The 9833-nt window shown below is 57.3% G+C and carries 7 protein-coding genes; 1 reads left to right on the forward strand and 6 read right to left on the reverse strand.

Translation table 11 applies throughout. The features are described from left to right. The 3 genes from QP828_RS08695 to QP828_RS08705 form a co-directional block, all read right to left on the reverse strand. Nucleotides 1-271: dihydrodipicolinate synthase family protein (locus QP828_RS08695; protein WP_284891576.1), on the reverse strand; the 271-nt coding region annotated here is incomplete at its 3' end. 232 nt (nt 272-503) lie between these two features. Further along, nucleotides 504-1961 carry a GntP family permease gene (locus QP828_RS08700; protein ID WP_274734862.1) on the reverse strand — a complete coding sequence of 486 codons (1458 nt, stop codon included), beginning with the start codon at nt 1959-1961 and terminating at the stop codon, nt 504-506. Nucleotides 1962-2097: 136 nt separating this feature from the next. Further along, a complete protein-coding gene (locus QP828_RS08705; protein ID WP_274734863.1) occupies nt 2098-3381 on the reverse strand; it encodes an enolase C-terminal domain-like protein in 1284 nt (427 codons plus the stop codon). A 380-nt stretch (nt 3382-3761) separates the two neighbouring features. On the opposite strand from QP828_RS08705, the gene QP828_RS08710 reads away from it, so the two are divergent. Then, on the forward strand, nt 3762-4520 hold the full coding sequence (locus QP828_RS08710) for an IclR family transcriptional regulator (protein ID WP_274734865.1): 759 nt from the start codon (nt 3762-3764) through the stop codon (nt 4518-4520). 28 nt (nt 4521-4548) lie between these two features. On the opposite strand, the gene dnaG is transcribed toward QP828_RS08710, so the two are convergent. The 3 genes from dnaG to dusB all read right to left on the reverse strand — a co-directional run bounded on the left by dnaG (nt 4549) and on the right by dusB (nt 9496). Beyond that, the gene (gene dnaG / locus QP828_RS08715; protein WP_274734866.1) at nt 4549-6684 is read right to left on the reverse strand and encodes a DNA primase; all 2136 of its coding nucleotides are present in this window, start codon (nt 6682-6684) and stop codon (nt 4549-4551) included. Between the two features lie 89 nt (nt 6685-6773). Beyond that, a complete protein-coding gene (locus QP828_RS08720; protein ID WP_274733228.1) occupies nt 6774-8024 on the reverse strand; it encodes a deoxyguanosinetriphosphate triphosphohydrolase in 1251 nt (416 codons plus the stop codon). A 125-nt stretch (nt 8025-8149) separates the two neighbouring features. Then, entirely contained in the window at nt 8150-9496 is a 1347-nt protein-coding gene (dusB, locus tag QP828_RS08725) for a tRNA dihydrouridine synthase DusB (RefSeq protein ID WP_274733227.1), read from the reverse strand. Between the last annotated feature and the right edge of the window lie 337 nt (nt 9497-9833).

A 9833-nucleotide genomic window follows, 5' to 3' on the forward strand; every position in this document is an offset into this window, starting at 1 on the left:
CGGCGATATTCTCCAGCACCTCACCCAGCCGGGCCGCACTCACCCCGGCCAACACCTGGAAGCGCCCCGCGGCCTGCCTGACCGCAAACTTCAAGAACTCGGCCTTCTCCTCGGTGGCAAAGGAGAAAAACTCCCCGATCGAACCGAAGAAAAGCACCCCGTTGAGCCCGGACTCGGCAAGACGATCAATATGGGCAGCCATCGCCGGATAATCAATCGCACCCGAATCATCGATCAACGTGACCGACGGGCAATACACACCAGAAAACATTCCAACCCCTTTCAGGTCTAGGCAATAACAGCTACCCATTTTCCATGTTTCACGCACCATTGCGACTTACTTCGAACGATAACAGGAGGAATGTGATTCCATACCAACGCAAAACACTAGAAGACAATAAGTTTCCGTAGGAAACATAGCTGACCGGCGCGCTGATTTTTTGAACACGCCGGCCAGCGATAGCCCCGATACGTTAGGACTAATTTAGATCTTCAACTGTATGTTACAACAGGAAGAGTCCAAGACCCCAAACCAGAACTAGCCCAACGATGGAGATCAGACATGTCATTACCGTCCAGGTCTTGAACATCTCAGGAAGAGTAAATCCGAAGTACTCCTTTACCAACCAAAGGCCCGCATCGTTTACGAAGGAGAAAATAAACGACCCCGCACCAATTGCAAGAACGAGAAGACCTGTTTGGATTGGATCATAGGCGAGTGCTGTGGCAGTCGGCTCCAGAATGCCTGCCGTAGTAATCGCCGAAACCGTTGAAGACCCTGTGGCCACACGCACAAACACCGCAATAACCCAAGCAATCAAGATGATCGAGATATTTGTGTTCTCCACAAACTTAGTGATCATGTCTCCGATGCCGGTATCAATCAGAAGGTTCTTGAAACCGCCACCAGCACCGAGAATAAACACAATTCCAGCGATGGGCCGCAACGATTTTCCAGCTTCATCGTTGAGCTTTTCCCAAGGGTATCTTGTCGTAACGAAAAGCGTGAGAGATGCAAATACTAGAGAAATCAGCAGGGCAATCTCTGGGTTGCCGATGAACTGCAAAATCTGGGCGCCCATTTCCTTGGAATCGTGAAGGTCAGGGCGGACCATCATGATAATTGAAGTGATCAAGAGAAGAATGGCCGGCATAGTGACGCAAAGCAAAGACAGCCCGAAGGAAGGCTTACGACGCCCTTCGTCACCATCCGCTTTATCCCCCATCGCAAAAGTATCCGGTGCGCCGCGCGGCACGATACGCGTTGAGTACTTCGCAAACAGCGGTCCACAGATAATAACGAGAGGAATAGCAAGGACAATGCCCATACCCATCGTGATGCCCATGGAACCATTCTCAAAGGTTTGGAGAGCAGCGGTGGGCCCGGGGTGTGGAGGAACGAGTGCCTGCATTGCGCAAAGACCTGCCAAAGCGGGCATCGCAATCATCATGAGTGGCATCTTAGATTTCCGCGTAACCATGATGATTACCGGAGCCATAATAATTAGTCCAACATCGAAGAATAGAGGCAACCCAATAAGAGACCCAATGAGAGCCATAGTCCAAGGGAGCATCTTACGAGAAGACTTCGAAATCAGAACATCAACCAAAACGCCGGTCGCTCCCGTTACCATCAAAACCGCACCCAGCATTGCACCGATACCAACTAAGATACCGACACTTTTAGTCGTGTCCCCAAAGCCGTCAAGGAAAGCGTGGACCGTGTTCATTAGTCCGAACCCAGAACCAATTCCGGTAATCAGGGCCGCGAGCATAATTGCCAGGAAGGGGTGAACTTTCGCCCAGCTAACCAAAATAATGAGGATGGCAACACCAGTTACAATACTGATGAGAAGCGCCGCCGGGTTAAGGCTTACTTCCGGGATATCTCGAGCGAAAGGTAGTAATCCGTCGGGTATTGAGCTTTGTAACTGACTCACACCTACAAATAAAGCATTCATCTATATTTCCTTTTTCTGACGAGTGCGGCATTCACACTGCCGCACGCGGGTAATCCAAATGGATTAACCAATAGCAAGTAGCGACAGCTATTTATTTAGTCCGCGTGCGGCAGTGGAACTTGTTTTCCCGGGAAAACTAACCTCGGTAGAGGTACTTTTCAGCGGTTTCCTGAGTCATCTCAGCACCGTTGCCGGGAGCCGTTTGCGGCATGTAGTTACCATTCTTAATGACCGTCGGGTGAACAAAGTGCTCATGTTGGTTATCGACATACTCAATCAATCGGTTCTCCATAGTTCCCGAAACAGCAACATAATCAAACATTGCAAAATGCGCCACAGCTTCACATAAGCCGACACCGCCAGCGTGCGGGCAAACAGGCTTATTAAATTTCTTGGCAAGCAGGTATTCAATGACCAGTTCCTGCGGACCAGCGACACGGGTCGCGTCAACCTGCATGATTCCAAACGCGTTCATTTGGAGATACTGCTTGAACATAATCCTGTTCTGCATATGTTCACCAGTCGCTACAGGAATCGGATTAATAGCGCGTGCGATAGTGGCGTGTCCGACCACATCATCCGGCGAAGTCGGCTCTTCCACCCAAGCCAAATCGAAATCATGGAATTCATTAATCCAAGAAATCGCGTCAGGAACGTCCCACACCTGGTTAGCATCAACAGCCAACTTCACGTCAGGACCAATAGCTTCACGAGCCAACCCAAGACGCCGAATATCATCCTCGACGCGGCGCCCCACCTTCAGCTTAATAAGCTTGAAGCCCTTTTCTTGGGTCTCTTCCTTACACAGCGAGACCATCTTTTCATCGGAGTATCCTAGCCAACCCGCGGCAGTGGAATACCCGGGATAGCCATTTTCAAGAAGATTGGCAATTCTTTCTTGCTTACCACGCTGACCATCTTTCAGGAATTCGATAGCCTCTTCAGGGCGAAGCGCATCAGAGAGATAACGGAAGTCGAGGGTTGCAACCAATTCCTCGGGTTCCATCTCGCCCAGCAGGCGCCACAAAGGCTTTCCAGCACGCTTAGCTTTAATATCCCAAAGCGCTGAGAGCAATGCGCCAATGGCCATATGCTCCACACCCTTTTCCGGACCAAGCCACCGCAGCTGGGAGTCGCCTACGAGCAGATCCCACGCGAGCCGCATATTGTCGAGCAGCTCCTCAACATTGCGCCCAACAAGTGTGTGAGACATTGAGTTCATTGCCGCGCAAACAACATCATTTCCACGACCGATGGTGAACACAAACCCGACACCAAAAATTCCATCATCAGCGTCAGTAGAAATTTCTACATACGCTGACGAGTAGTCAGGATCGGGATTCATCGCGTCCGAGCCGGAGAGCGTGTTAGATGTGGGGAATCGAAAATCGTACGTTTTTACGCCGGTAATCTTACTCACGAGTAAACTCCTTTGTTTTAGTTACCCACCGTGGAAGTTCCACGTCATGAACCCTAGTCCCATTTGGGGAACTATCCTAGGACCTTTCGCAGCCTATATTCGCGTCCAGTACGTAAAACTGTGCAAATACGCGGGTTAAGCATTTAGATATGACACACTTCACATTTACGAATTGCAACTTCACCTTAACTGACAGAGAATAATACTTTGACGTTAAAATAGAAAAGGGCTGACTCACTCCGCCCTCAAAGTTTTTGAATCGTAGTTTCGTTCCTCTAGGAACCGTAAGAAAACGCGCACAATCAACAGCCAACCATCTACAATTAAGTTCCATAAAATGGAACTGGTGGTCCGTATTAATCTAGAAGAAGGTTCTTCTCTTGAGTACCAAACAGAGCCCGAGCGCAGCCGATAAAACTCTTATTGTTCTTCAAGCTGCACTGCAACATCCACGTTTTACCGACATCGTTAACGCTACTGGCTTGGCAAAATCTAGTGTGCATCGGCTTCTCCAAACCTTGGTGAAGTACGAGTTCATTGCGGTAAGTGCTGACGGAAACTACTACGCCGGACCGGCCGCTTTGTCGCTCGCCGCCACAGCATTCGAAAGAATCGACATCTCTCAACAGACAAAACCCTATATTCGACAACTTGCACGCGAAGTCGGGTGCCAAGTACACATTGGGGCGAGGAACGGTAAAGACGCCGTTTATGTTGCAATACAAGAAACTGATACCCCGTACCGCATACCATCACGAATCGGGGATCGACTTCCATTCCATTCGACTTCAATCGGTAAGTGTTTCCTCGCCGAGGAAGAGGATGAGGCAATCATTCGTTACGTGGCCGATATGCAACTCCCTAAACATACGCCCCGAACTATTTCGACAACTGCCGAACTGATAAAAGAAATAGACAAAGTTCGCGAGCGCGGATTCGCAATAGACGACGAGGAGAACGTGCCTGGGATTCGGTGCGTTGCCGTCCCCATTAGGAACCATCTTGGACGCGTTAACCACGCATTATCAATCACTACCTTAACGTTGGAGAAAAGTATGGACGAAGTCATTGCCTTGGTTCCCCAAGTCAAGCAAACCGCAGCAAAGATCTCGCGTTCTCTAGGAGCCAAAGAATTCTGAGAACACTCAGCCGGGTAGCTAGGGTTAGCTACCCCAGCTCCATCCGTTCCTCACAGGTGCGGCGCTGCGCCTCGAGTTCCATGAGACGAGCGAAATGCTGCTGATAGGCGGTATCCTCCGGGTTGGTGCGCTGGAGGGCGGAACGCACGTCCTCAATTTGGCGCAGCACGCCCAGCCGAATAAGCGCCAGAGCAATCCCCCACACATAGTGCGGGAGGCGCTGCACATCGGTCTCGGGAAGCGGTTCAGCCGCGAGCTGGGATATCACCCCGGCCAGTTCCGGCCCCCCGGCCGCGATCACCGCCTCCACGTAGGCGGCACTCGCCTGTGGTTCAGCGTGTTCCGCATCCATACCCGCGCCGGTCAACTGCGCGAAACGCTCCGCAAATACCCGGGTTCCCCCCGCCGCGCGAATCGCCGTGTGGATGGCGTGGTGCACCGGATGGGTAAAGGTATGCGGGGGCAGATTATCCATCTCCGCCCGCGCCGCAAAAGCCGGAAGCTGAAGATAAATCTCCAGCGCGGCCCGCTCCACTTTTTCGGTAGGATCACGCAGCTCAGGCACCGGCGGCAAGGTCGCCGCCCGGTGCGCACCGCCATCGGGTGCGCTCCCCTGCTGCGGCGCTCCCTGGTACGACGCCGCCGCATTCCCCGGCTGCACCGCACCGCCAGCATAGTCTGATAATCCGCCGTAGCGGTTTTCCACGCTGTGCAGGCTATCTGCACCGTAGCGGCTATCTGCACCGCGAGCGCTATCGGTGTGTTCACTAGCAGCCTCGAGCACCGCGCGCGCCTGGGCCCGGCCCTGGCGCCCCGCCTCCGCCACCGCTTGCCGCACCACATGCTCATCCATACCGAGCCAGCCGGCCAGATTTCGGGTGTATTCCCCGCGCAGCACCCGATCCCGAATCCCGGCCACAATCGGGGCGCTCACCCGTAGCCCGGCACTGCGCCCTTCCGCGGTGGTGAGCGGAAGATCCTCGATCAGGGAGCGAATCGCAAACTCAAAGAGGGGCCGCCGCCCGGCGATGACATCCCGCAGTGCCTCATCGCCGCGCTGGAGCCGCACATCGCAGGGATCCAGGTTATCCGGCGCTATCGCCACGTAGGTTTGGGTGGCGAACGCCTGATCCTCCCCGAAGGCACGCAGAGCCGCTTTTTGGCCGGCGCTATCGCCGTCGAACGTAAAAATAACTTCCCCGCCGTAGGCCTTCCCGGAGGAAAGCACCACGCCGGCGGCCGGGTTGGCGCCGTCGCCAAGCAAGCGCCGCACAATTTTCACGTGCTCGGCCCCGAAAGCCGTACCGCACGTCGCCACCGCCGTCGTGACCCCTGCCAGGTGCGCGGCCATGACGTCCGTATAGCCCTCCACGATCACCACGGAACGCGAGGCCGCGATCTCTTTCTTCGCGAGGTTGAGGCCGTAAAGCACCTGCGATTTTTTGTAGATGGGTGTTTCGGGGGTATTGAGGTATTTTGGCCCCCGGTCGTCCGCCCCGAGGCGGCGCGCCCCGAAGCCGATGGGTTCACCAGTAATGGAGAAGATTGGCCACATAAGGCGCCCGCGGAAACGGTCGTAAAGCCCGCGGTTGCCGCGCGTGGCCAGGCCCGCCGTTTCGATTTCCCGGTCGGAAAAACCGTGGCTGCGCAGGTGCGTATAGAGAGCGTCCCAGGAGTCGGGAGCGTAACCGCAGTCAAAATGGTCGATGGCCGCCCGCTCAAAGCCGCGTTCAGCTAGCAACGTGCGGGCCGGGGCAGCCTCCGGGCTGTCGAATTGAGCGCGATAGAACTGCACAGCAACCCGGTGGGCATCGATCAGCCGCCGCTTGGAAGGCTCCCCCGGCTTGCGCTCACGCGCGCCCTCATAATGCAGCTCAATCCCGGCGCGGCGCGCCAGCAGCTCCACCGCCTCGACAAAGTCAATACTCTCAGCGCGCTGCACGAAAGCGAAAACGTCTCCGCCTTCCCCGCAGCCAAAGCAGTGCCAGCGCCCCAGATTCGGGCGCACGTGGAACGATGGAGTTTTCTCATCATGGAAGGGACACAGGCCTTTGAGCGAGTCCACTCCACCGGGGCGCAGGGCCACGTACTGAGAGGCGACGTCGTCGATCCGCACCGCGGCGCGCACCCGATCGATGTCTTCCCTTTTGATGAGCCCGGCCATGCCGCCTAGTCTAAGCGAGGCCGCGGCGCCGTGCACGTACGGACCGCGCGCTTCCACAATTCACCTCGCGCGTGACTGCCACCGCACGCCTAGTGGCGCAGCATTCCGCACAGGTGCGCGTGCCACTGCCGTGCGGAAAGATCGGTGAGCGAAGCGACCTGGTCGATCACCAAACGCAGCCGCGCGTCCTTATCGCTACTCGCCCACAGTTCCGCCAGGTGCGGCTCCAATTCGGCCGGATTATCCAGAAGTGCCTCGACGAGGTCAAAAATAATGGCGCGCTGTTCCACGTAATGCGGTTCGTGCTCGCGCGGGGCCATGACATAAGCCACCGCGATCCCTTTCAGGACCGTGATTTCGGCAAAAGTTTCTGGCGGCACGACGACGTTACCGTTGTAGCGCACCAATTTGCCGTGCCCGGACTGCGCCCAGGTGGCCTGGCACACGGCAGAAACAAAACGCCCGATGAGGTCGGAGGTAAGGTCTTTCATGCGGGCAAAGTCACGGTAATTACCCCCGAAGTGCACCGGCCAAGCTTCCTCGCGCAGCAGGCGGTCAAGGGCATCGGAAAGCTCGCCCGCGCTCGGTTCGCCGTACCAGGCGAGGGTATCGGTCACGACTTTCTGGCGTTCGCCCGGATCGGTCAGGCAGGAAGGATCGAAGAACCCGCGGGCGATCGCATCCTCAACATCGTGGACGCTATAGGCGATATCATCAGCCAGATCCATGATTTGAGCTTCGACGCAGCGGTTGTGCCCGTGCGCGCCGTGGATCCACTCGAAAACATCGGCGTCATCACGATAGTAATTGAATTTCGGGGTGCCGCCCGGACCTTCGTTATTACCCCAGGGGTATTTGATCACGGCATCCAGGGTGGCGCGGGTGAGGTTAAGGCCCGCCGGGCGCCCGGTGCGGGTGGTGCGTTTGGGCTCGAGGCGAGTAAGGATACGCAGAGTCTGGGCATTGCCTTCAAAACCGCCGATATCCGCGCCGACTTCCGCGAGGGCCCGCTCCCCGTTATGCCCGAAAGGCGGGTGGCCGAGGTCGTGGCACAGGCACGCAGTTTCCACTATATCCGGATCACACCCGAAATTTTTCGCCAAAGAACGCCCAATTTGAGCAACTTCGAGGGAGTGGGTGAGGCGAGTGCGCACAAAATCATCCGATTCGGGCCCGAGCACCTGGGTTTTCGCGCCGAGGCGGCGCAGCGCCGAGGAATGTAGCACCCGCGCACGGTCACGTTCAAAATCGGTACGCGAACGCGATTTGGGTGGTTCGTGCACCCACCGTTCGCGGTCATCAGGCCCGTAGACTTCGGCCGCCCCAAATAAATCCGTCACAGCTAGAGAGTACCAAGCCTGCGAGCAGTGCGGTGCTGGCGGGTAGAGCGGGCGATTGCGCCGCCGTACCGCGGCTGGCACAGTCACCGCACTGTAGTACGCGCAGTCACCGCACCGCGGCCGGTTTAGCCGCCGGAAATATCGAGTTCGGCTTCGTGGATTCGGGCGGCTTGTTCCGGGGTTAATTCGCGCGAATCAAGCCAGCCTTCGGGCAGATGCGGGCGCTTCTCCCCTCCGGCGCGCCCGCGTTTTCCTTCCGCGGCGGCCGGATAGGGCTGGTCGAGGTCCAGCCCCTGGAGGCGCTCGTGCAGTTCCTCCAGGGTGGAGACCAGGCCGAGCGCATGGCGCGTTTCCCCGCCCACCGCGAAACCCTTGAGGTACCAGGTGATGTGCTTGCGCAGTTCTCGCATCGCCTTATTTTCGCTCCCAAAATGCTCCACCGAGAGGCGGGCGTGGCGCTCAATAATCGCTGCAACTTCCCGCAGGGAGGGGCGGCGCTGCACCGTGGCCCCGTGCATGAGTGCGGCCAAATCGTAGAAAATCCAGGGGCGCCCCTGGCAGCCGCGTCCGACTGCCACCCCGGCGCATCCGGTATGGGCGCGCAGCGCGGCGGCATCTGCGGCGTCGAAAACATCACCGTTACCGAACACGGGCAGATCCGTGGACTCCACCAGCTCGGCAATATAATCCCAATTCGCGTGGCCTGCGTAGTGCTGGGCGGTGGTGCGGGCGTGCAAGGTGAGCCCAGCGACCCCGTAGTCTTCAGAGATACGGGCCACATCCCGGAACGTTTCATGGGCGGCGTCAATCCCCACCCGGAATTTCACCGTGATAGGCACGGCGTGATCGCGCCCGCGGTTCGCGAGGTTAGCTGCTTCGGTGGCCTGGCGCACCAGGTCCTCATACAAATCCAGTTTCCACGGAAGTGCCGAACCCCCACCCTTACGGGTGACTTTCGGGGCCGGACAGCCGAAGTTAATATCGATATGGTCCGCGCGGTTTTCATCAATGAGGAGCCGCACCGCCGCGGCTACCACCTTGGGTTCCACCCCGTAGAGCTGGATGGAACGCACCGGATCGCTCGGATCGGGCTGGATCATGGTCATGGTTTCCGGGGTGCGTTCCAGCAGCGCGCGGGAAGTGATCATTTCGCATACCCACAGTCCGGCCGGGGCGTAGCAGCCGGACGCATGAGATTCCGAGGCCTGCCCCTCCCCCGTGGTCTCGGCCTGGTTCGTATCCGGGCGCACGGCGTGGTTGGTATCCACCCCCGCAGCGTGGCTGGTATCTGGACGCGCGACTTCGGGAACATTTCCCGCGCCCGTTGCGCACCGGATTCCCGCCTCGGCTTCTTCACGGCACAGCTGGCGGAAAGGAGGGTTGGTCACCCCGGCCATTGGCGCGAGCATCACCGGCGTGGCCAAAGTCAGATCACCCAGCCGGATCGCCGGCCATGCGGCGTTATCCCCCATGTGTTTCCCTTCTTCCCGTCCTGCATCATGGATGAGGGTACCGCACAGCCAGGAGCCAGAGTTATTCCGTGAGCTAAACACCCAGCTATATGACCTGCATCACGGTAACCTGAAAGTGTGTCACCACTACCCGTGCACGGCTAGCTTCGGCAAACTCACGTAGCTTCTACATTTTCTACCAGAAAGGCACAGCGCATATGGCTGATAACAGCACCGTCCAAGACGTCCTGGATGCCACCGCTTATGACCGCTCCGAGGCGGAAATCGGGCCGGTGCGTGAAGTGTTCCTCGATGACGCCAGCGGGCAACCCACCTTCGCCCTCATTGGGCGGGGATT

Source organism: Actinotignum sanguinis (assembly GCF_030230305.1).
GTDB lineage: Bacteria > Actinomycetota > Actinomycetes > Actinomycetales > Actinomycetaceae > Actinotignum > Actinotignum sanguinis.